Raw genomic sequence first — 19,942 nt, 5'->3', positions numbered from 1 at the left:
GGCATCATCATACTATCAAAGTTCCTATCGCGGGAGAGGGGGTAGATCGAAGTGAAATTAAAAAATCTGTGACCAATTCAAAATAAAATCTTGTCTATAAAAACTTCAGGGACGTTGCCTACTAACTATAACCATGCTTATGAGCTTTTTACTTTATTTCTATGAGTTAAGATGGCAATCTAACGATGATGTTGGCATGGGGATGATTGCTCATGGATATGGGATCAGCCAATTTGGTTCTGCAAATATTTTATTTTCTAATATTCTATGGGGAAAGTTAATTAGATTAATCCCCGAAATTAACGGAGTACTTGGTTATTCTATTATTTCGATTACGGTCTTATTTGTTGTAGGTCTCGTTATATTTTATAGCTTACTTATACTTGACGTGTCTTTATTAACATCTTTTTGTTTACTTTCTCTAATTTTAATTCCTAATATTCTAGCAATTCAATTCACTATAAATGCTGGTTTATTAGCTGTAAGCTCAATTTTATCTCTTTATGCTTACAACAAAACAAAAGATAATAAATTGATCTATTTGTCTTGTTTTTTGGCTTTTTTGAGTTATCTAGAACGTAGTCATGAATTTATATTTATATTATTTCTTGCTCTCCCTTTAGTTTCTTGGCCAGCATTAAGAAACAAAAATATAAAAGCTTCAATCTTTATATTAATTATTGCGATTGGCTTGGCTGCATTGTTCAATAATTACTCATACAAGACTGAGGATTGGAAACCTTGGATGACTTTGAATCCTGTTCGGGCGCCTTTTACCGATTATGATGCAGCAACAGTTTTAGAAAAAAATCCAACCTTATTAGCTAAGCATCAATTTAGCATTAACGATATCCGTTTAATAAAGCAGTGGTTTTTTTTAGATCCTTCCATTGCTGATCCTTCTAGATTATCAGCTTTATTAAAAGATTTAGGTGCCTTACCTATGCAGCACGGCTCGTTTCTTAAAGGTCTTGAAGGGGTCAAAGTACTGTTTAAACCAGAGCTTTTAATGATTAGCTTGCTGGGCATTTTTTTTTCGCTTATATTTTTTAATTATCAAATTCTCGCCTGTTGGGTCTTTTGTTTCTTTGCGGCTTTTAGTCTAGGTTTTCTTGGGCGTCCTGATGTAGGGCGGGTTTTTATCCCTGCTATATCCTTGCTCTTATTATTGCCTTTTATTATCGGCACCAAGCACTTTAAGTATACCGAAATATTAAGTTTCATTCTAATTCCCTTTACTATTTTCCACACATTTAATGCCTTTTCAGAAGCTAAAAAATACGGATATATAAAAAAATTAACTACAGAAAAATTTGTTAATTTTCCAAGCAAACCTGTTGTTATTTGGGGAGGTATTTTTCCCTATTCGAATGCTTATCCGGTATTAAAAATTCCAAAACAAATAAAAAACATGAAGCATTATGGTTTAGGTACTTCTTCATTAGCGCCTTACTCTCTTGTAGTTACGGAAGAAAAAAAAGGAAATAGCTTTTTAAAGCTAATAACAAAACGACCAGGTATTATACTAATGGCTGATCCAACAAAATACGTATTACTTAAGCAGTACTGTTCTGAACATTACAATGCCAATATTCATCAAACGTCTTATCCGGGTGCTAGCTATTTAAATCAAATTTATTGTGCTTGAGGTAAATAACGTATTTATTTAAGCCAAATCAATATTTCTTTTAGTAGCCATTCTTTGTATTAGGATGGAAAAAAGGTACATAATTAGCCCAATTCCTAAGGCAAAAAGACCCATAGTTAAGTAATAGGTTTTATAATGGGTCAATCTTTCAATGGGGCTAGCCGACTCGGAAATTGCGACCCAACCAGCAATACGACCGGATATAGCATTGGACAGTGAACTTGCCAAATACCAAACACCCATGGCAAAAGCGATGTCTTTACTATCACAATATAAGCCAATCATGCTAAGGCCAATAGCGCTAACCCACAATTCAGCAATAGTAATTAAAATATAGGTTAAAGCAATGTAATTACCATTGACCAGGCCTGCTACTGCATGGTGAGCCGCAAAGGCCATCAGTAATAAACTTAGACTGGCAAGGAGGGTTCCTGCGGCGAATTGATAGGGGATGGTAAAGCGCGGGAAAAATCGATAAAAACGCGGTAACTGGCTGCCAATAAGGAGAATTAATAAAGGATTTAACATTTGATATTGCGCTGGCGAAATAATAAATCCTAATAAGTTCAGATTGGAATTACTGGCTGCGAATAATACTAGAGTGCTATTCATTTGGTTGTAAATGATAAAAAAAATAACTGCTTCCACAATCAAGAAAAGAGCGATCATTTGTTTAAGACGGGTATTACCATTTAGAATAAGCGTTTTACCTAAAAACCAAGAAATCCCCAAGGCACATCCAAGAGTAATTAGGGTGCTCGCAATATAAACATGGGTATAGGCAAATAAGGTAAGGGCATAAATAGCAGCAATATAACTAATCAGTTGAAAGGTATTTTTTGGGGATAATTTAGCGCTGTCCTTACCCCATATAATATTGTCATAAATAGAATAACGTTTGGCAAAATTGAGAGCCGAGATTGCCTTACCTATAAAAGTAAGGGTTAATACGGAAAGCGGACCATAACGGCTATCTAATAAAGCAGGAGCGATAACAGTAGCTAAAAGAGCACCAACATTGATGGCCATATAATAATAAGTCATTGCAGATTTCGCTTTCACTGCATCATCGGAATAAATATGGGAAACCATGCTTGAAGCGGTGCCCATCAATAAAGAATTAGTTGCAGGGACTAAAGCGTAAGCGGCAATAAATAAAAAATCCCCTTGAGTACTTATCGTGTACCCACTAAGCATGACGAGCAAATAAGCACACGCCAACATAATGCTACCGATAAGTATTGCCCGTCGTATACCTAATACTTTGTCGGCCATGAAGCCACCTAAAATTGGCATTAAATAACCAGTAGCTTGAGTGACCCCTATGAAGGCATAAGCTTTCGCTTGGCTATAGCCCAAACCTTGCTGGAGGAGGGGGCGGGTTAAAAAGAGGATAAGGATGGTATTTAATGCATAAACGGCGAACTGACTCCAAAAAGTGATAAAAATAATATTGTTGCTTTGTTTTTGACGGATAGATAAGGTGGGAAAATAGCTTTTTAGAGTTTGTGCATTCACCTAGTGGTCCTTGGCCTAGTTGCAATTAAGAAACAATATCATTTCTTTGCAAGAACTACATCAATTATGTGAGTATCATGATAAGGAAAGGTAAAAATTTTGGTGAAGAGTCTTTTAAGTCTTTGAATTAAGAAATATTTTGGCAGCATGCGGATGGATAGGCTATTCAAAAACCAGGTACCATCGATACCGAACATAGCAAGCTCATCAATATTATTGAGGACAATAGGAATTTCAATACGCTGATGCGCAATGATTTCAAATTGATACTGTTTAAACGCCATTCTTAACTCATCCTCACTTGCCGCAACAGTGGTATTCTTAACCATCGATTTATAATAATGACCAATAACGCTACTTAAAATAGAATCTTTAGCGATAAATTCTGCTAATTTTTGTTGTGCGATGGGAAAGGAATCGTAGGTTGTAGTAATCATCGAAAAATGGCCATTAGCCTTAGTGAGCAATTTAGCTTCATTAAAGAGAGCACTTATTGGAATATACGCATTAATGAAATGCGCTAAGATGAGATCTTGACTATATCGCGGTAAATAGCGGTCAGCTTCGGCTGCATTACCTTCAATTATCTTTAAGGGTAAAGCATGCTGAGCTTTTTTTAACATTTCAGCAGAAACATCAATGCCCGTAAATTCTGCATTAGGCATTTCTTGGTATAATTTCTGCAATAAAGAACCGTTACCAACACCTAAATCTAAAATTTTATAATTGGGTTTTAAGCCCAAATAAAATTTTTTCATTTGTTCGATAGCGACTCGGTGGCTTTCACTAATCGCTCCAAAACGATCAGCTGTAGCCTGTTCAGCAATTTGACTATACATGGCCTTCAAGGACATGCAATATTCCTATTTTTTTTCGATCTTGTAAGTATATCCCTATTAGAGAAGATTGGCGACAGCTGTTCATGAAAAAAATGTATTGAATTATAAGGGAGAAAAAAAATCAGGGTGAGGAGACAGCTTTTTTTAATCATGATACTATTACAAGATTTTATTTTGACCAAAAAATGTTCTGCAGGTAGGGAATAATCATTTTAAATGACTGAGCGATATAATACAGAAGAGCCTAATTTTATTAGTTTACTGCAACTCCTTTCGCAGCAGAGAGGGTTAATAATTGCAGTAATGCTGTTTGTTACTTTATTAAGTGCTCTTTATATCCTTATCCAAAAACCTATCTACGAAGCTCGAGTTATTATCGGCGCTCCTCCCGAAATAAAGACGACTGTGTTAAATATGAATTTGTTCAGTTATCTTTCCCCTCCCAAGGGGGCTAGCTTTACATCGAGCGAGCTCTATTCTCTTTTTACGCCTATATTAAAATCGGAAGCAGTAAGACAGGTTTTTTTAACGCAACATAAAAATTTATTAAAAACTATTCACATTCAAGAAGATAAGCGCACTGTTCCGTTTAAAATTTTAATAAAAGTGAAAGCTAAAAGTCCAGCCGATGCCAAAAAATATTTAAAAAAATATCTTTCTTTTGTGAATGAGAAATCATTAAAGCGATTAACTCCTTTATTGCAAAAAAAGGAAGGCATCCTTTTAAATAATATAAAAAAGCAGGTTGATTTGTTACAAAAAATAACCAAAAGCAATAAGGATTTTTTTTCATCTCCAATAGGAAATGAGGGGGGGGCAAACTTAGCGGCTAAGGTTAAGAACGCAGTTCTTTCTTCCTCCGCAAATGAGTTGATTAAACTCTATGCAGACCATTATAAATCAAGTACTACACTGTTAAAAAATGAGCCTATTGAGTTATTTAGTTTTTTTTCAAAAATTGACGTTAATGATGATCATGTGACTTCAAAATTAGAATATATTTTAATTTGTGGTGTGTTGGGTGGTTTAATTATTGGTTTTTTTGTAGCAGTAATAAAAGTAGATCGTTCTCTACGAAATCCTGTTACTGAATTATAATAACTTGGATTTTTATGTCGCTTATTAAAACCAGCATTTTAAACAGCATTGCCGTTATTATCAAACTTCTTACTTTCTTAGGAATTAATAAATTACTTTCGCTTTATGTTGGGCCGATAGGTTATGCATTTTTAGGCCAATACCAAAATTTAATCACCGTAATGAGTACTTTTGCCAGTGGTGCCATTACTACAGGAGTAACCAAATATACTGCTGAATATTATTATGATGAAAAAAAGCAACATGTTTTATGGCGAACTGCCGCTAAAATATCATTTATTGGCTCTTTAGCTACTGCTATTTTGATTTCGCTTTTTAGTAGCTCTTTAGCCAGTATTTTTTTACATGATGAGCGTCTAGGTGGTGTATTCCTATGGTTTGCGGCTACTTTGATTCTTTTTGTATTAAATTCCCTTTTATTAGCTCTTTTAAATGGCAAAAAAGAAATTGCTATTTATGTATTAGCTAACATTGCCGGTAGTTTTTTAGCCTTACTTATTACAGCGGTTTTAGTTATTTATTATGGGCTATATGGTGCTTTAGTGGCTTTAGCTATTTATCAATCCATATCTTTTTTTGTTACTTTCTTTTTGTGTTATAAAACGTCGTGGTTTAAATTAGCCTACCTTGTTGGGCCTATTGATAAGCCCATGGCCACGAACTTATTTCGATATGCGTTAATGGCAATTGTAAGTGCTATTTGTATACCAGGAAGTCAAATTTTAGTACGGAATTACATCGGAAGCATGATTAATTGGCAGGCTGCCGGCTATCTTGAAGCGATGTGGCGTTTAAGTGCGGCTTATTTAATGGTGGTCACCACAACCTTATCGGTGTATTTTATTCCCAGAATTTCTGAGTTAAATGATGCCTCTAAAATTAAAGTCGAGGTATTAAAAACCTTTAAGGTAATTCTTCCCTTTACTATAGTATGTTCTGTAGGTATTTATCTACTTCGTAAATTTTTGATTAATTTGTTATTCACAGCTGACTTTAATCATATGGAGGAGTTGTTTGCCTGGCAAATGATTGGGGATACTATAAAAGTTTCCAGCTGGATATTAATGTATTTATATGTTGCTAAAAATTTCTATCGTTTATATATTTTTTCTGAGATTTTTTTCTCTATAAGCTTTTATTTATTAGTCATAGTCTTAGAAAGTAAATTTAAATTACAATCAGTAGCTATAGCCCATGCAATTAACTATTGTTTTTATTTTTCCTTTGGACTTTGTGCTTTAAAGCTAAAACGAGTTTTATAATTTTCTACGATGTTGATAGTGAGTAAAATGCCAACTAGTCATAATAGTAACCAGCAAATGTTCATTCCAATAAGACATTTTTTTAATTCTTCGTCGTCTTTTTTTAACGCGACCCTAGTATTAAAATTAATGGTTACTCTATTTTCTATTTATATTTATGCCCGCGTTTCTCCGTTTATAGACGCAGAGAAATATCTCCATAGCTCGTTTACCTCCTGGGATTTCTCCCTGCTTTTTAAGCGGACTCTATTTGCCCGTAATATTTATGCCGGTTTAAAATATATTTTAGTTTATGATATTTTGGTCCATCTCTTTGTTTCGGGTCTTTTTGTGGGGGTGTTAGTTTATGTTTTTAAATCTGAATATAATTTTTTAGATAAGGTTTTATTCACAAGTTCCTTATTATTACCCCACTTTTTAATATGGTCTAGTGTAGTGGGCAAGGAAATAATGGCCCTTGCAGGTTTTTTCCTCCTTATTAAGGTCTGCGTTGATCTAACGGTTTGGAATAAAATTAGAATAATACCCTTACTCACAGGCCTTCTGCTTACCACCATTTTAAGACCTCACTATGCCTTGGCCTATCTCTATCTTTTTTCTCTTTCGTGGATAATTGCTAAAAGCAAAATAAGAGTAATGGGATTATTTTCCTCTTCGGCCTCATGTTTGATTCTTTTAGGCCTTATGGGATATGGGCTTGTTTTATTATTTTATTTTCAACAATTCTATGTGGATTATTTAATTCATTTTATGAATGAAACCCAAGAATATTTCTTAAGGTTTGTGCAAAGTAAAGGCAATCGTTGGGATATCGATTGGGAATATGCTGGTGATTTTGTTGCAAATCTAATTTGGGGAATACCTATTAGTATCATTGGGCCAACGTGGTCTGAGGTTTTAGAGCGGCCTATACTGGCTCCTGTTTTTATTGAAGGCTGTTTGGCTTTAATTTTATTAATTTTAATTTTTTGCCTGTTGGTGCGCTTTGTAAAAATTAACCCTAAATATAATTCCATTATTATTTGGGGATTTATTCCTGCGGTGTTATTGGGAATATTAATCAATTATCCGGTTGGAATTTTTAATCCTGGCTCTGCTGTTAGGTATAAGCAATCACTTACTCCCTTATTATATTTCTACCCACTTCTATTAATTGCAACCATAAAGCGAAAAAAAAGTATAGATGCTGGCTTAATCGTAAGGACAAAGCAATGAATATTTTAGTGTTAGGTGGTACAGGGTTTTTAGGCGCTTATGTCGTTGAGTTTTTAATTAAAGGTGGAAAAAAAGTAAGTGTCTTGACACGTCATCCTGGTAAAAAATCTTGCCCTTATAATCCTACTTTTATCCAAGGTGATTTATTAAATGATGGGGCGATCGATTTTTCAGAGTATACCCATGTAATAAACTGTGCTGGAGAGGTGGTTCATGAACACTTAATGGAAGAGCTGCATGTGAACTCGGTTAAACGAATTTTTGCCACTATCAAGCAAAATGCCTATAAAATTCATTGGATACAGATTAGTAGTGTGGGTGTTTATGGAAAGGTATCTTCAGGCCTTGTAGTAGAAAACTCGCCCTTTGCGCCCATAGGTGTATACGAAAAAACTAAGGCTGAGGCTGAATTATGGATTAAAGATTTTTGCAGTAAAAATGCACTTAATTATACTATTATCCGTCCTTCTAACGTCTTTGGGTGCGGGATGCCTAATCAATCCCTTGCACAACTTATATCCATGATTAACAGGAAATTATTTGTTTATATCGGTTATAAATCAGAGGGAATAGTAATGAATTATGTTCCTGTTGAAGATGTGGCCCATCTAATCTCTTTATGTCTTAATAATGAAAATGCCCTAAACCAAGAATTTATTATTTCCGATCAATTAGCTTTAGAGGAGTTTGTGAGCCTCGTTTGTAAGGAGTTGGGAATACAAAATAAGTTTCCTAAAGTTCCTGAGTTTATTATAAGATTCATGGCGCAATTCTCAGCCTTTATCCCGAAAATACCTTTAAAACCTTCCCGGGTTGACGCATTAACAAGGCGGGTGCAATATTCTACCCAACAGGCTTCAACGCTGTTAAATTATGTGCCAAGCCTTGGTTTTTCCACCGCAATGAAAAACTATATTAGATCTTTAAAATAATAAATTTTAAAGATGGAGAATAGGGATCATTGCATATCAATGCTATGATAATTCCTAAGTTTTAATTGAGGATAGATTGATGGGTTGTTTTATTATTGCAGAAGCCGGGGTAAATCATAATGGAGATGTCGCTTTAGCTAAAGAATTAGTGCATGTAGCGAAAGAAATAGGGGCGGATGCGATTAAATTTCAAACCTTTAATGCGGAAAAGCTTGTGAACAAGACGGCAGAAAAGGCTCATTATCAAAAAACAAATACAGGTAATTTTGAATCAACGCAATATGAAATGCTGAAGTCTTTAGAGTTATCTATTGATGATCATTATCTTTTAAATGATTTAGCACAATCCATTGGTATTGAATTCATGTCCACTGGTTTTGATGAGGAATCAGTTAATTTTCTGGTGGATTTAGGAATTAAAAGAATTAAAATTCCTTCAGGGGAAATAACTAACTATCCTTATTTAGAGCATGTAGCCGCAACGGGCTTACCTTTAATTATGTCTACAGGGATGTGTGATTTAAATGAGGTAAAAAATGCGGTGAACATAATCCGCCCCTATTATTCAGAAAATCTGGGGGAGTATCTTACTTTATTACATTGTACTTCAAATTATCCTGCAGCCTTTAGTGATGTTAATTTAAAAGCAATGCAAACACTGGCCCAGGAATTTAATTTGCCGGTCGGTTATTCAGACCATACCTTAGGTTCTTTAGTATCTACCTTAGCTGTTGGTTTAGGGGCAGTTGTTATCGAGAAACATTTTACTTTAGACAAAAATCTTCCCGGGCCTGACCATGCTGCCTCAATGGTACCGGAAGAAATGAAGTTTTTAATTCAATCTATAAAAGATACGGAAGTAATTTTAGGTAAAAGTGAAAAAAAACCTGCGGAAAATGAATTAGCGGTGCGTGATTTAGTAAGAAGAAGTGTAACTATAAAATATGATTTACCTTCTGGTTCAACCCTAAACCAAGATGATTTAATTTTATTAAGACCCGGCCATGGGATTAGCCCAGGCGATATGCCAAAAATTCTCGGTAGGAAATTAGTTTCTGATTTAAAAGCAGGCACTACCTTGCTTTGGGAGCATCTAGCAGGATGAGCATAAGAAAGATCATTTATGTAAGCGGAACGCGGGCCGATTATGGCCTTATGCGTGAAACCCTCAAGAAACTCGCCTCTGCTTCCGAGATAGACCTTGCTATTTGTGTGACTGGCATGCATTTAAGCCCTGTTTACGGTAATACTATCGATGAAATTAGAAATGATGGCTTTAAAGTTTGTGGTTCCATTCTTACCGATGTTGAAAACACAACACATTCAGTGATGGCTAAGTCCATAGGCCAGACAATTATTGGCTTAACCGATATCTTTGCTAAAGAAAGGCCTGATATTGTTTTGTTACTGGGCGATAGAGGCGAGATGTTAGCTGCAGCGATTACTGCTGTTCATCTTAATATACCTCTCGTCCATATCCATGGGGGCGAGCGTTCTGGTACGGTCGATGAAATGGTGCGTCATGCTATTTCTAAATTAGCACATTATCATTTTGTAGCCACCGAGGCTTCATCGCAACGATTGTTGGCTATGGGGGAAGTAAAGGAGTCTATTTTTGTAGTGGGTGCACCAGGCCTTGATGAAATTAAATTACACAATCCTTGTACTAGGGAAGAGTTTCTTAACTATTATCAACTTGACCCACAAAAAAAGATAGCTTTATTGATTTATCATCCCGTGGTTCAAGAGTATGATGAACTAAAACAACAATTTAACAATGCCATTAAAGCCGTTCTTGCCCTTGATTTACAACTTATTTGTCTACAGCCTAACTCGGATGCTGGAGGACAATTGATTAGGGAGGAGTTAGCTCGTTATGCAACTAATCCCAATATTTTGATCCATACCCATCTGTTAAGGAAAAATTATATCGATTGTTTAGCGCACGTTGATATAATGCTAGGCAACTCGAGTAGCGGGATTATCGAAGCTGCATCCTTTAATCTACCGGTAGTTAATATCGGAACTAGACAAAATTTACGCGAACGCAGTAATAATGTCTTTGATGTACAAACCGATTTTGAAGCCATAAAAGAGGGATTGATGAAGGCATTAAGGCAAGATAATACCCAGTATATTAATTGTTATGGGGATGGTAATACCAGTGAGCGTTGTTATCAATTATTAAAAAATATCAATTTAAATAAACAAATATTAAATAAATGCAATGCATACTAAATTAAAAATTATCGGTTGTGGTGGCCACTCCAAAGTTGTCATTGACGCTTTATCCACCAATTTAACCCCTTATGAAATTACTTTATGCGATGATAATCCTAGACTTTTAGGTACTGAGTTTTTGGGTTTTTTAATTGACTCTAATTTAAAGGAAATATCTAGTTTTAGTGGTTATGTCCATGTGGCTATAGGGAACAATGAAATTAGAAAGCGGTTGTTTGCCTCTTTTCCAGCAACCTTAAAGCCATTAACCATCACCCATTCAGCAGCCATTGTCTCTAAATCAGCTAGGGTTATGGATGGCGTTTTTATAGCTGCGCGGGCAATTTTAGCCCCGGAATGTAGTGTAGGCGTAGGATCTATTATCAACCATGGCGCGGTGGTTGATCACGAAGTAAAAATAGGCCCCTTTACCCATATTGCACCTAACAGCACTTTAGGTGGGGGAGTCGCCGTAGGGGAGGGAGTTTTAGTGGGAGCTGGTGCCGTAGTTTTACCCAATGTTATTATTGGCGATAAAGCGGTAATTGGTGCTGGAGCTGTAGTGGTGAATAATGTAAACTCTGGTTCAGTGGTAAAAGGTATTCCGGCGGCTTAAGGGAAAAATATGTTCGACATTAGCTTTTTATATATAAAAAAGAGCGCTAGCTTAAAAATGGCACTCAGTAAATTAGATGAAACAGCGCAAGGCGTTTTACTACTAGTGGATGAGCAGGGGGCTTTAACCCGCACTATTACTGATGGGGATATTAGACGCCTACTTTTAAAAGGCTGTTCGCTTGATTCCCTCTTAGACGAGCTTCCAGAACATAACTCCAAAGTATTGCCTGATACAGCATCGATTCAAGATGCCTATCATTTAATGCAAGAATACGAATTGAATCATGTCGTGATAATTAACCATGAACAAAAGCCAGTTCGTTTAATTCATCGGCGTGAATTATCTCCCAATATTTTTCTTTCCTCGCCTCATTTGGGGGTACATGAACAGCAGTATGTTCAAGAGGCGTTTTCTAGTAATTGGGTGGCACCCTTAGGGCCTAATGTCGATGCTTTTGAAAAAGAGGTAGCAGAATATATCAATGTTAAGGCCGCAGTAGCTTTAAGTTCTGGAACCGCTGCAATTCATTTGGCGCTTATTTTATTAGATGTAAAACCCGGTGACCTTGTTTTTTGTTCCAGTTTTACTTTTGTAGCCACCGCCAACCCCATTTTATATCAAGGGGCTAAGCCAGTATTTATTGATTCTGAACCAGAAAGCTGGAATATGTCGCCTTTAGCCTTAGAACGTGCTTTGGCACAAGCCAAAACAGAAAACAAATTACCTAAGGCGGTCATCGTTGTTAATTTGTATGGTCAAAGCGCCAACTATAATGCGTTAAGTGCCTTATGTAAGCAATATAATGTACCTATCGTTGAAGATGCTGCAGAATCTTTAGGTGCTCAATATGAGAATAAATACAGTGGTACTTTTGGAAAGTTAGGGATATTTTCTTTTAATGGTAATAAAATAATTACCACCTCAGGTGGTGGCATGCTGGTTTCTGATGACCACTCATTGATAGAGCGAGCCCGATTTTTATCTACTCAAGCTCGAGACGATGCTATGCACTATGAACATAGCGTTGTGGGTTATAACTATCGGATGAGTAATGTTTTGGCCGGAATTGGTAGGGGGCAACTAAGAGTATTAGAGCAACGAGTCCTATCCAGAAAAAATATATTTTCAGCTTATAAAGAAGCGTTTACCCATTATTCTTTTATCAACATGATGCCTGAAATAAAGAATGGCTACAGTACCAATTGGTTATCCTGTATGTTAATTGATCCAGAGCAAACTTCAGTTACACCAATTGAATTAATAAAGCAATTGAAAAAATACAATATTGAAGCCAGAAGAACTTGGAAACCAATGCATCGACAACCCTTATATGCCAATACCCAATACTTTCCTCATCAAGAAAATTTTAGTGTATCGGATTATTTATTTGATAATGGCGTTTGTTTGCCCTCAGGGTCTAACTTAAGCACCCAAGATCTAAATAGGGTTATTCACTGCATGAGTGATTTTTTTTCTCATACAATGAGCGCTAAATATACAAAAATTTAAAATTAATAGGTTTATTATGAATAATGCTCAGATTTCATTTATTGATTTTATAAAGCTAATTTGGAACTATAAATTTTGCTTCCTTTTTATAACCCTGTCGATTTTCTCTTTAAGCATTATTTATGCTTTGTGTGCTACTCCAAAATACAAAGCCGAAGTTAGTATAGTAGCCCCTAACGCCTCAACGCGTAATGTTTTGAACCTAGGTCATAAATATTCTAAAGTATTTTCCTTAAAAGAATACGAGCTTGATAACATTTATCAAATTTTTCTTTCCCAACTTAACTCAGAGGCTTTAAAATATAAATTTTTCTTAAGTTGGGATACCTCCAATACCATTGATAAAAATCAGGCTTTTAAAAAATTTTCTAAAAGAATTCTCGTAAAACCCTTTCCACAACAAAAAGATAAATACCTCATTTCTGCTTCAGCCCAAAATTCTGACGATGCCAAAAAATTACTAAATGAATTTTTATCATTTACCGAAAAAAATGCTAAATTGATAATGATGGAGGATTTTAATACGGAAAGACGCATTCTTTTGTATAAAATTAATCAAAAAATGGACAATGCCCGTATTTTAAGTAAGAAAACATACAGTAAACAAATTATGGCATCCGATGATTATTTGGCTAGACTCAGGGAATTAGAAGAGAAGCTTAATGAATTAGAAAACACGGCTACTTTTTTTGCTAAATTAACTCTACCCATTAACAAAGTAAATTTATATCAAAAGGACGATCGAATTATTACAACCCAAGTTTTCCCTATTCCACTCTTTATTGGCGCGCTAGGCCTCCTCATGGGGATACTGCTAGCATTTTTCAGCATACTTTCGCATAGCATTTTTCTGAATAGATTAGCAAAACCGATATGAACAGTGTTTTAATTATTGGTTTGGGCAGTATCGCTAAAAGACATATTGCTAATATAAAAATTTTATTTCCTAAGGCCACTATCGTTGTTGTCTCTTCAAGTGGAAGAAAACCTACTCAGGATCTTGGCCCTGTGGTGTTCTGTAAAAATATTTCCCAAGCCCTTACTTACTCCCCTAATTTTGCGATAATAGCTTCTCCAGCTACATTCCATTATTTACATGCTAAAGTGATGCTAGAGGCGAAAATTCCAGTGTTAATAGAAAAACCTATTACTGCGAATCTTGATGAAGCGATCCAATTATTAAATTTAGCACAGGAAAAACAAGTACCGATAAAAATTGGCTATTGCTTGCCTTATTTACCCTCTGCAAAAATAATTAAAAATTTACTCTCCGAGCATAAGATAGGCAGTATTTATAATGTACATGCCCATGTGGGCCAGTATTTGCCGAATTGGCGGCAAGATAAAAATTATAAAGATTCGGTTTCTGCCTCAGCTCATTTAGGTGGTGGCGCTTTATTAGAGCTAAGCCATGAATTAGATTATCTTCACTGGTTATTAGGTCCTTTAAAATATAATTTTAGTGTACTACGCCGCACACAAGAACTCGCTTTAGACGTCGAGGAGATCGCGGATATTTTATTAACTAATGAACAAGGAACTGTTTGTTCTGTACATCTGAATTTTATCCAGAAAAATACCCAGCGTTACTGTTATTTTATTGGGGAAAAAGGCGATCTTCACTGGGATTTAATAACGAACACGATTCATTTTTACTCCGAACAAGGCAGAGAGGTACTTTACAATGAGAGCTCTTGGGATAAAAACAACATGTATCTGTTAATGATAGAGAGCTTTGTTGAGCAAATTAATCAGAAGAAGATGGGGGAGGAGCCCTTAATGAACGCATGTGAAACCATTAGACTGATTGACCAGATAAAAAAAGAGGCAATTTGGGGGACTATTCAATGAAAATATACCCTTTTATTTTTGCGCGTGGAGGCTCTAAAGGCTTACCCAAAAAAAATATAAAGCTATTGGCGGGGAAGCCTTTAATTCAATATTCTATTGAAATGGCCCAAAAAATAAATCCACTTTGTTTTGTATCCACCGATGATGAGGAAATAGCGGAAATCGCCGCTAATCTCGGAGCAGTGATTATTCCTAGGCCGCCAGAGTTAGCCACAGACACCTGTTCTGAGTGGTTGGCATGGAGACATGCGATAGAATTTGTCCAAGCGCATTATGGGTCCTTTGATTTGTTTATAAGCCTCCCACCGACCAGTCCTTTGCGTGCAATGGAAGATCTAACTGCTGCCATTAATAGCTTCACTAATAATGATGCCGATATCTGCATTTCAACAACAAAAGCATCACGCAGTCCTTTTTTTAATATGATCAAAAAAAATCCTGACGGTTATTGTGAATTAGTTAATAGCCTGAACAAGACTATTTCACGTCGTCAAGATGCTCCTGAGGTTTTCGATATTACGACCGTCAGTTATGTGACTAAACCTGAGTTTGTATTAACCCATACTAATCTTTTTGAGGGTAAAGTAGTGAGTGTTGATATACCTAAAGAACGTGCTGTAGACATTGATGATATTTATGATTTTATCTTTGCGGAAACTCTTATTAAATCGCGGGATGTAAATAATGCTGAATAATAAGAAAATATTAGTTCTTGGGGCAGGTGGGCTATTAGGCTCAGCTTTAACTAAAACCTTACTAGAGCAAAAGGCAGAGGTTATCGCTGCAGATATTAATTACCCATCAATGATAAGCAGGCTTATAAAACAAGGTGTGGAAGAAAACTGTAGTGGATTAAATTGCCTCGAATTAGATATTACAAACTCTGCGCAAGTAATAGATTATTTTACAGAGCTTAGGCAACTTGATGGAGTGGTTAATTGTTCCTATCCTCGTAATAAAAACTATGGCCGACAGTTTTTAGAGGTTAGCCTGAACGATTTTAATGAAAATCTTGCTCTCCATTTAGGCTCCGCATTTTTATTAATCCAACAATGCGCGGGATTTTTTTTAAGAACCAAAAGGCCCTTTTCTTTAGTTAATATTGCTTCTGTGTATGGGGTTATTCCTCCCCGATTTTCTGTGTATGAAGACACTGCAATGACCATGCCGGTTGAGTATGCAGCAATTAAATCGGCACTAATCCATCTAAATAAGTATGCGGTAAGCTTTGTAAATAATAGTGACTTTAGAGTTAATAGCGTCAGTCCAGGCGGGATTTTTGATAATCAGCCCGAGCCTTTCTTAGAAAAATATAAAAAACAAACCTTGGGAAGGGGGATGCTTCAAGTGCAGGATGTTTTGGGGGCAATATTATTTCTACTTTCTGAGTATTCACACTATATGAATGGTCAAAATTTAATTGTCGATGATGGTTTTAGTTTATAAAGAACAGCGGCCAACACTCAAGAGTAAATACTAAAAGTGAATAGAAATTTGCGAGATGCTAGTGTTTTAATAGGAAAACGATGTTAAATATTGCTCGTAAGATTAAATTTTGGCTGCAAGCCGATCGCCTTGGCCCTGATATTCCAGTTAATCATTGGAAGTTGCATATTGATGCGAGTATGAGAAAATTATGTACTAAAAAATTTAAATATTTTCACTCCTCCGCTTCTTTTCGCTATGGCGCTTATGCAATTTGTTGCTCAAAAATTTCTATTGGGGCTAATGTTACCATTAGGCCTGGCACCATGCTATTTGCCGACCCTCGCGAAGGGGGGGCGGGAATTACTATTGAAGATAATGTGCTCATCGGTTCAGGCGTACATATGTATGTTAATAATCATTGTTTTGATGATAAAAATCTACCGATATCCCAACAAGGCTGGTATCCTTCGAAGCCAATATTCGTTAAAGAAGGGAGTTGGATAGGTGCCAACGCTGTTATCTTGCCTGGTGTTGTCATTGGCAAAAATTCGGTGGTGGGGGCTGGAAGTGTGGTAACCAAAGACGTACCTGATTTTTGTGTGGTCGCAGGTGTTCCTGCTCGCGTGATAAAAGAATTATAAAAGTAGGTTACGCAAATAGGCCCTATATGAAAGAGCCAATATAATTTTGCACGTCTTTGCGAATAATATAAGCAACCAGCACAGCACTATAAAGACGCTTGGTGCTGGATTGCTTAGTAGGCGTGCAAAGAGTTACCTTACCTATGAACGATTATAAATTATAAGTATAACCCTACTCGAGTACGGAGAGTCTCTTGAAATTTTTGAAGTTGTTAAATGTATTAAATCCCATCGTTTATTATTACAAATACCATGTAAGGAACACCGCATACATCGATCCTTATAAAGAAATAACTAAATTTGTTGAACACTTACCTAAGGGTAATAAGCAAATAAAGAAAATTTTAATCGTTCCTTATCGGGTTGCACCAGGTTCTAATCTATTTGAAGGTAATTGTGCGATTGCTTTTAAATCAAGGGGCTATCAGGTTGATTCTTTATTTTGCGGTCAGACGCTTAGTCACTGCGATCAAATTGACTCATCTTTAAGCAAGTATATCCGATGTAATTTATGTTTTCATGAGCAGAAAAAATTTATGTCGGCTTTTGATGTAAACGGTATCTTTATGCATCAATATATTTCCGCCGAAGAGTTGGCAGAAATTAACTTAGAAGTGGAAAACACAAGCCTCCAGGCTATTGAAAGTTTATATTATCGCTCAGTTCCCATTTATAGGCCTTTGCATTCAGCATTGCAGCTCTATTATAAAAAAGCAACGATTGCTATTGCTGAGGAAATGGATGTAGTTAAAGGCTATTTAAAAACCATCTATACCACTATTCGTGTTTTAGAAAATTATTTTCGCAAAAATAAGGTGGAATTGGTTCTTCTTTCTCACGGCGTTTACTCCACTTGGGGGACGGTACAAGAATTCTGTTTAACTCATTGCATAAAATTCGTAACTTGGGGGCGAGTTTATCATGGTGCTGGAATCATCGCTGCGCACAATGCCTCCTATTTAAGCGAACCCATGTATGAACAAAATAGTAACTGGAATCACTCGCCCCTAACTACAAAACAGCGTGAGCAAATAATAAGTTACTTAGATGCTAAAGTAGGCTTTAGTCAAAAGACTTATGATTATGTCGATTATAATAAAAATACTAAGCTTCTGCCAAAGGAAGAATTATTTAAACAACTTAAGCTTGATACCAATAAAAAAATTATTGCTTTATTTCCCAATATTCCTTGGGATGGACAAACTTTTAGGCCTAATTTGGCATTTAAAAATATTAATGCTTGGTTATATGAGACTATCGATTGGATTAGTAAGCGGGATGATTGTACCCTCATTATTAGAACTCATCCGGCGGAGAGTTATTTTAAAGAACGTAATTTGGAGGGAATTCTTACGGTGTTAGAAGAGCGTTATGGACCAGATACGCTTCCCAAAAATATTGTGTTAATTCCCGCTGATAGTCCGATAACAAGTCTCTCAGTAGCTTCTATCTCAAATGCTGCCTTACTCTATGGCTCCACTATTGGTTATGAAACCATTTATTTAAGAATTCCCACTATTTTAGCCTCAGAGTTTTATTACAGTAATAAAGAGATTAGTTTTGACCCCAAAACGAAGGATGAATATTTCTCTTTAATTAACCAAGCAATTGAAGGAACACTGAATGTGGATGAAGCAAGGTTTGAGCGTTTATTGCAATATGCCTATCATTATCAATTTAGGCGAGTTATGCCCGAGACGCTCATGAAATTAGATGGCTTAAAGTTTATAGAATATAAGCACCCTAATTTGCAAGGTTTTCTTGAAGATAAAGTGTTTAATAAATTTATTGATTGCTGTTTATCCGAGCAAAAATTTTATTTTGACGAGTGTTATGAATAAAATTCTTAGTTCAGGACTTAAAAAACACCTAACAAAATTTGGCGGTTTTGCAACTGCTTCATTAGGAGGAGTATTCTTTTCCTATCTAGCAACCTATTTTATCAATAAGCATCTTAATATGGAGGAAATGGGTTGTTACAGCTATGTTTTTAGCTTATTGAACTTTATATATCCGGTGGTTTCCTTAAGCATTTTTAATGGCTACACCCGATTTATTGATCTTTATCCTAATGATTTACTTATTAGCTTTGTTAAAAAAATTTCTTTCCTTACCACCTTCTTTTTTCTTTTAATTATTATTTTATTTTTTGGCAATTATTATTACCTTCCCTTCGCATTCATCATCTTATATCAAGAGCGCTTAATTTTAGCTCGCGCTCAATTAGAGTTAAGGCATTATAATTTTCTAAACATAATCCAAAAAATAGTGTTTTTGATACTTTTATTAGGCGTTTATTTGTTTAAACATTCTCTAAGTGCTGAAATTTCTTTGGGTTGTTTGGGCGCTTCTTATTTGACCAGTTATTTAATGGTATTTGCGCGACGAAATAAATACCAGGCCCAGCAAGCGGTTAAATCAGCTAAGCTAGATAAAGAGGTTTTCCTTAAATTTTGCCTATACACCATGATAACGATGGTAGTTAACTGGGTTCTGGCGGTTTCTGATCAAGTAATAATTAAATTTTACTATGGGTTTGAGGCTTTAGCACCTTATGCTGTTGCTTATCGTATAGTAACGATGTTGGGTTTACTATCAGGAATATTTTTAGCTTATTACCCCAGGATCTATTTCAAAAATATGGAAGTAAAAGATACCAGGGAGATCTTTGTGTTGCGCAATTGTTTTATTTTACTTTTATTCCTTACCACTATTTTACTTTGGGTTTTTAAAAGCACTGTATATAAGTTGTTTGGTGCTACCAGCTATTTGGAGCATGATAGTTATTTTCTTCCCTTATTATTGGGCGAAATGTTACGAACTCTGGCCTCAGTGATGATGACTTTTTTAACTTTTCGCCTAAAACAAATTAACATATTAATAACGACGCTTTTAATTGCTATGTTAAACCTTGTTTTAAATCTTTTATTTGTCCCTTCTTTAGGTCCAATAGCATCAGCATACTGCACCTTAGCCTGTTTTACTTTGTACTTAATGTGCGCCTTTATCATTTCCTACCTACCGGAAACGAGGTATTTAAGCAGGGTCACCTCATGAAAAATTTTGAGATAAGATAGTGGTTAAAATAGAATCATCCCATCCAGCATTTTTTCTGAGCCGCTTAATAGATTGCCTTTTCATCTGATTTTTAGTTAATTGAAG

The 19,942-nt window shown here is 35.7% G+C and carries 18 protein-coding genes; 16 read left to right on the top strand and 2 right to left on the bottom strand.

Features of this window, described 5'->3' with window-relative positions; all coding sequences use genetic code 11:
• The first annotated feature begins 139 nt into the window (after nucleotides 1-139).
• Nucleotides 140-1,648: a hypothetical protein gene (locus ELY15_RS06155; RefSeq protein WP_127098785.1), complete on the top strand. Its 1,509-nt coding sequence runs from the start codon at nucleotides 140-142 to the stop codon at nucleotides 1,646-1,648.
• 18 nt (nucleotides 1,649-1,666) lie between these two features.
• On the opposite strand, the gene ELY15_RS06150 is transcribed toward ELY15_RS06155, so the two are convergent.
• Both ELY15_RS06150 and ELY15_RS06145 read right to left on the bottom strand, forming a co-directional pair.
• Nucleotides 1,667-3,166 carry a peptide MFS transporter gene (locus ELY15_RS06150; protein ID WP_127098784.1) on the bottom strand — a complete coding sequence of 500 codons (1,500 nt, stop codon included), beginning with the start codon at nucleotides 3,164-3,166 and terminating at the stop codon, nucleotides 1,667-1,669.
• A 38-nt stretch (nucleotides 3,167-3,204) separates the two neighbouring features.
• Nucleotides 3,205-4,020 carry a class I SAM-dependent methyltransferase gene (locus ELY15_RS06145; protein WP_127098783.1) on the bottom strand — a complete coding sequence of 272 codons (816 nt, stop codon included), beginning with the start codon at nucleotides 4,018-4,020 and terminating at the stop codon, nucleotides 3,205-3,207.
• 201 nt (nucleotides 4,021-4,221) lie between these two features.
• On the opposite strand from ELY15_RS06145, the gene ELY15_RS06140 reads away from it, so the two are divergent.
• The 15 genes from ELY15_RS06140 to ELY15_RS06070 all read left to right on the top strand — a co-directional run bounded on the left by ELY15_RS06140 (nucleotide 4,222) and on the right by ELY15_RS06070 (nucleotide 19,837).
• Nucleotides 4,222-5,103, top strand: coding sequence for a Wzz/FepE/Etk N-terminal domain-containing protein (locus ELY15_RS06140; protein ID WP_127098782.1), 882 nt, complete (start codon nucleotides 4,222-4,224; stop codon nucleotides 5,101-5,103).
• A gap of 14 nt (nucleotides 5,104-5,117) precedes the next feature.
• Nucleotides 5,118-6,365, top strand: coding sequence for an O-antigen translocase (locus ELY15_RS06135; RefSeq protein ID WP_127098781.1), 1,248 nt, complete (start codon nucleotides 5,118-5,120; stop codon nucleotides 6,363-6,365).
• Nucleotides 6,366-6,392: 27 nt separating this feature from the next.
• Nucleotides 6,393-7,580: a hypothetical protein gene (locus tag ELY15_RS06130; RefSeq protein ID WP_158617416.1), complete on the top strand. Its 1,188-nt coding sequence runs from the start codon at nucleotides 6,393-6,395 to the stop codon at nucleotides 7,578-7,580.
• Nucleotides 7,577-8,512, top strand: coding sequence for an NAD(P)-dependent oxidoreductase (locus tag ELY15_RS06125; protein WP_127098779.1), 936 nt, complete (start codon nucleotides 7,577-7,579; stop codon nucleotides 8,510-8,512). The genes ELY15_RS06130 and ELY15_RS06125 overlap by 4 nt, the downstream gene beginning before the upstream one ends.
• A 79-nt stretch (nucleotides 8,513-8,591) precedes the next feature.
• Nucleotides 8,592-9,617, top strand: coding sequence for an N-acetylneuraminate synthase (gene neuB / locus ELY15_RS06120; RefSeq protein WP_127098778.1), 1,026 nt, complete (start codon nucleotides 8,592-8,594; stop codon nucleotides 9,615-9,617).
• Nucleotides 9,614-10,750 (top strand): UDP-N-acetylglucosamine 2-epimerase, encoded by a 1,137-nt coding sequence (gene neuC / locus ELY15_RS06115; protein WP_127098777.1) that lies wholly within the window; start codon nucleotides 9,614-9,616, stop codon nucleotides 10,748-10,750. The genes neuB and neuC overlap by 4 nt, the downstream gene beginning before the upstream one ends.
• Nucleotides 10,740-11,348 carry a NeuD/PglB/VioB family sugar acetyltransferase gene (locus ELY15_RS06110; protein ID WP_127098776.1) on the top strand — a complete coding sequence of 203 codons (609 nt, stop codon included), beginning with the start codon at nucleotides 10,740-10,742 and terminating at the stop codon, nucleotides 11,346-11,348. Before neuC ends, ELY15_RS06110 begins: the two co-directional genes overlap by 11 nt.
• A 9-nt stretch (nucleotides 11,349-11,357) precedes the next feature.
• Complete coding sequence (locus tag ELY15_RS06105; protein WP_127098775.1) at nucleotides 11,358-12,860, top strand: aminotransferase class I/II-fold pyridoxal phosphate-dependent enzyme; 1,503 nt, start codon at nucleotides 11,358-11,360, stop codon at nucleotides 12,858-12,860.
• A 16-nt stretch (nucleotides 12,861-12,876) separates the two neighbouring features.
• On the top strand, nucleotides 12,877-13,737 hold the full coding sequence (locus tag ELY15_RS06100) for a Wzz/FepE/Etk N-terminal domain-containing protein (protein ID WP_127098774.1): 861 nt from the start codon (nucleotides 12,877-12,879) through the stop codon (nucleotides 13,735-13,737).
• A complete protein-coding gene (locus tag ELY15_RS06095; RefSeq protein ID WP_127098773.1) occupies nucleotides 13,734-14,711 on the top strand; it encodes a Gfo/Idh/MocA family protein in 978 nt (325 codons plus the stop codon). Before ELY15_RS06100 ends, ELY15_RS06095 begins: the two co-directional genes overlap by 4 nt.
• Nucleotides 14,708-15,406 carry a cytidylyltransferase domain-containing protein gene (locus ELY15_RS06090; RefSeq protein WP_127098772.1) on the top strand — a complete coding sequence of 233 codons (699 nt, stop codon included), beginning with the start codon at nucleotides 14,708-14,710 and terminating at the stop codon, nucleotides 15,404-15,406. The genes ELY15_RS06095 and ELY15_RS06090 overlap by 4 nt, the downstream gene beginning before the upstream one ends.
• Nucleotides 15,396-16,157, top strand: coding sequence for an oxidoreductase (locus ELY15_RS06085; RefSeq protein ID WP_127098771.1), 762 nt, complete (start codon nucleotides 15,396-15,398; stop codon nucleotides 16,155-16,157). Before ELY15_RS06090 ends, ELY15_RS06085 begins: the two co-directional genes overlap by 11 nt.
• 80 nt (nucleotides 16,158-16,237) lie before the next feature.
• Nucleotides 16,238-16,780 (top strand): acyltransferase, encoded by a 543-nt coding sequence (locus ELY15_RS16695; protein ID WP_127098770.1) that lies wholly within the window; start codon nucleotides 16,238-16,240, stop codon nucleotides 16,778-16,780.
• A gap of 194 nt (nucleotides 16,781-16,974) precedes the next feature.
• Nucleotides 16,975-18,621 carry a hypothetical protein gene (locus tag ELY15_RS06075; protein ID WP_127098769.1) on the top strand — a complete coding sequence of 549 codons (1,647 nt, stop codon included), beginning with the start codon at nucleotides 16,975-16,977 and terminating at the stop codon, nucleotides 18,619-18,621.
• Nucleotides 18,614-19,837, top strand: coding sequence for a lipopolysaccharide biosynthesis protein (locus ELY15_RS06070; protein ID WP_127098768.1), 1,224 nt, complete (start codon nucleotides 18,614-18,616; stop codon nucleotides 19,835-19,837). The genes ELY15_RS06075 and ELY15_RS06070 overlap by 8 nt, the downstream gene beginning before the upstream one ends.
• The last annotated feature ends 105 nt before the right edge of the window (nucleotides 19,838-19,942 follow it).

Origin of the sequence: Legionella sp. km772, from assembly GCF_003989735.1 — a bacterium.
Taxonomy (GTDB): domain Bacteria; phylum Pseudomonadota; class Gammaproteobacteria; order Legionellales; family Legionellaceae; genus Legionella.
This window is presented reverse-complemented; position numbering and strand designations above follow the sequence as displayed.

Coding starts and splice junctions, on each gene's coding strand:
- ELY15_RS06155 (WP_127098785.1), top strand. CDS start 140: ATGAGCTTTTTACTTTATTTCTATGAGTTAAGATGGCAATCTAACGAT.
- ELY15_RS06145 (WP_127098783.1), bottom strand. CDS start 4,020: ATGTCCTTGAAGGCCATGTATAGTCAAATTGCTGAACAGGCTACAGCT.
- ELY15_RS06140 (WP_127098782.1), top strand. CDS start 4,222: ATGACTGAGCGATATAATACAGAAGAGCCTAATTTTATTAGTTTACTG.
- ELY15_RS06135 (WP_127098781.1), top strand. CDS start 5,118: ATGTCGCTTATTAAAACCAGCATTTTAAACAGCATTGCCGTTATTATC.
- ELY15_RS06130 (WP_158617416.1), top strand. CDS start 6,393: ATGCCAACTAGTCATAATAGTAACCAGCAAATGTTCATTCCAATAAGA.
- ELY15_RS06125 (WP_127098779.1), top strand. CDS start 7,577: ATGAATATTTTAGTGTTAGGTGGTACAGGGTTTTTAGGCGCTTATGTC.
- neuB (WP_127098778.1), top strand. CDS start 8,592: ATGGGTTGTTTTATTATTGCAGAAGCCGGGGTAAATCATAATGGAGAT.
- neuC (WP_127098777.1), top strand. CDS start 9,614: ATGAGCATAAGAAAGATCATTTATGTAAGCGGAACGCGGGCCGATTAT.
- ELY15_RS06110 (WP_127098776.1), top strand. CDS start 10,740: ATGCATACTAAATTAAAAATTATCGGTTGTGGTGGCCACTCCAAAGTT.
- ELY15_RS06105 (WP_127098775.1), top strand. CDS start 11,358: ATGTTCGACATTAGCTTTTTATATATAAAAAAGAGCGCTAGCTTAAAA.
- ELY15_RS06100 (WP_127098774.1), top strand. CDS start 12,877: ATGAATAATGCTCAGATTTCATTTATTGATTTTATAAAGCTAATTTGG.
- ELY15_RS06095 (WP_127098773.1), top strand. CDS start 13,734: ATGAACAGTGTTTTAATTATTGGTTTGGGCAGTATCGCTAAAAGACAT.
- ELY15_RS06090 (WP_127098772.1), top strand. CDS start 14,708: ATGAAAATATACCCTTTTATTTTTGCGCGTGGAGGCTCTAAAGGCTTA.
- ELY15_RS06085 (WP_127098771.1), top strand. CDS start 15,396: ATGCTGAATAATAAGAAAATATTAGTTCTTGGGGCAGGTGGGCTATTA.
- ELY15_RS16695 (WP_127098770.1), top strand. CDS start 16,238: ATGTTAAATATTGCTCGTAAGATTAAATTTTGGCTGCAAGCCGATCGC.
- ELY15_RS06070 (WP_127098768.1), top strand. CDS start 18,614: ATGAATAAAATTCTTAGTTCAGGACTTAAAAAACACCTAACAAAATTT.